Source organism: Amnimonas aquatica (genome assembly GCF_002943415.1).
Lineage (GTDB): Bacteria > Pseudomonadota > Gammaproteobacteria > Pseudomonadales > Moraxellaceae > Perlucidibaca > Perlucidibaca aquatica_A.
The window spans coordinates 1-1857 of sequence record NZ_PTQZ01000274.1; the positions used below are offsets into that span (position 1 = coordinate 1).

The 1857-nt window shown below is 69.5% G+C and carries 3 protein-coding genes; all 3 read left to right on the forward strand.

Annotated features, from left to right (window positions below):
• Window positions 1-501 (forward strand): phosphoethanolamine transferase (locus C5O18_RS08975; RefSeq protein WP_158249320.1); only part of this gene is annotated, 501 nt, incomplete at its 5' end.
• A 65-nt stretch (window positions 502-566) separates the two neighbouring features.
• Window positions 567-1643: an SDR family oxidoreductase gene (locus tag C5O18_RS08980; protein ID WP_105193263.1), complete on the forward strand. Its 1077-nt coding sequence runs from the start codon at window positions 567-569 to the stop codon at window positions 1641-1643.
• A gap of 27 nt (window positions 1644-1670) precedes the next feature.
• On the forward strand, window positions 1671-1857 hold a 187-nt coding region (locus C5O18_RS08985), incomplete at its 3' end, for an SDR family NAD(P)-dependent oxidoreductase (protein ID WP_146089321.1).

Genomic DNA, 1857 nt, shown 5'->3' on the forward strand with positions numbered 1-1857 from the left:
TACCCGGCCGCCTTCAGACGCTACACCCCCGACTGCACGACCAGCGCGCTGCAGAACTGCAGCCGGCAGGAGATCGTCAATGCCTACGACAACACCATCGCCTACACCGACCATGTGCTGGCCGGCATCATCGATGTGCTGAAAGCACGCGAGGACCGCTACCAGACCGCCTTCCTCTACGTGTCGGATCATGGCGAATCCACCGGCGAGCACGGCCTCTATCTGCACGGCGCGCCGTACCTGCTGGCCCCCTCGCAGCAGACCCACGTGCCCATGGTCGCCTGGCTGTCAGACGGCTTCAGCCAGGCCATGGGCGACGGCCGAGCCTGCCTGGCCCGGCAGCGCGATGCCGAGCTGTCGCACGACAACCTGTTCCCCACCATGCTCGGCCTGCTGAACATCCGCACCAGCGTGCGCGCCGCCTCGCTCGACATCAGCAACGACTGCCGGCAGCCCAGGCTGGCGCAGCAGGAACCGGCGGACATGGCGGCCATACGCTGACTTTGCCCGGCGCCTGACAATGTGGCATCTTGCCCTGTCAGTTATCCGCCCCCGGAGTCCGCGTCATGAGCCGCCACATTTCCCCGCACAGCCCGGTCCTGGTCACCGGCGCCTCCGGCTACATTGCCGGATGGATCGTGAAGTACCTGCTCGATGAAGGCCGCACCGTGCACGCCACCGTGCGCGACCCCAACCGCACTTCCAGCGTCGCGCACCTGCTGGCGCTGGCCGAGGGCGCGCCGGGCACGCTGAAGCTGTTCAAGGCCGACCTGCTCGCCGAAGGCAGCTTCGACGAAGCCATGCAGGGCTGCGAGCTGGTCATGCACACCGCCTCGCCCTTCGTGCTCGACGGCTTCACCGACGCCAACGAGGCCCTGGTGCGCCCGGCCGTGGAAGGCACGCGCAACGTGCTGGAAGCCGCCAGCCGCATCGACTCCGTACAGCGCGTGGTGCTCACCTCCAGCGTCGCCGCCGTGTTCGGCGACAACGCCGACGCCGCCGCGGCGCCGGGCGGCACGCTCACCGAAGCGCAGTGGAACACCAGCAGCAGCGTCGACCACAACCCCTACCAGTACTCCAAGGTCGCCGCCGAGCGCGAAGCCTGGAAGCTCTGCGAAGCGCAGTCGCGCTGGGACCTGGTGGTGATCAACCCGGGCATGGTCTACGGCCCTTCGCTGACCCCGGGCAGCCACTCCGCCAGCATCGACACCCTGGTCTCCATGGGCGATGGCCGCCTGCGCACCGGCGTGCCCGACCTCAGCTACGGCGTGGTGGATGTGCGCGATGTCGCCCGCGCCCACCTGCTGGCCGGCTTCAAGGCCGACGCCGAGGGCCGCCACCTGCTGGTGGCGGAGACGCTGACCATGCTGCAGATCGGCGGCATACTGCGCGCGCACTACGGCAAGGGCTACCCGTTCCCGCGCAGCCAGGTGCCGAAGGCGCTGGTGTGGGCCGTCGGGCCGCTCATGGGGCCGGTGACGCGACCGTTCATCAGCCGCAACGTCGGTCATCCGGTGCGATTCGACAACCGGCGCAGCCTGGCGCTCGGCGTGCAGTATCATCCGGCCGAGCAGACCTTCGTCGAGCACTTCCGCCAGATCATCGACGACGGTCTGCTGAAGCGCCGCCGCAAGCACGCCTGACCGCCCGACAACAACAACGAGACCGCCATGGCCCGATACGACTTCAGCGACCGCCTCGCCCTGATCACCGGCGCCGGCTCCGGCATCGGCCGCGCCACCGCCCTGCACCTGGCCTCGCTGGGCGCGCGGCTGGTGCTCTGCGACCGCAACGCCGACGGCCTGGAAGAGACCGCCGCCCGCCTCGCCGGCCACAGCCGCAGCCTGCACCTGGACA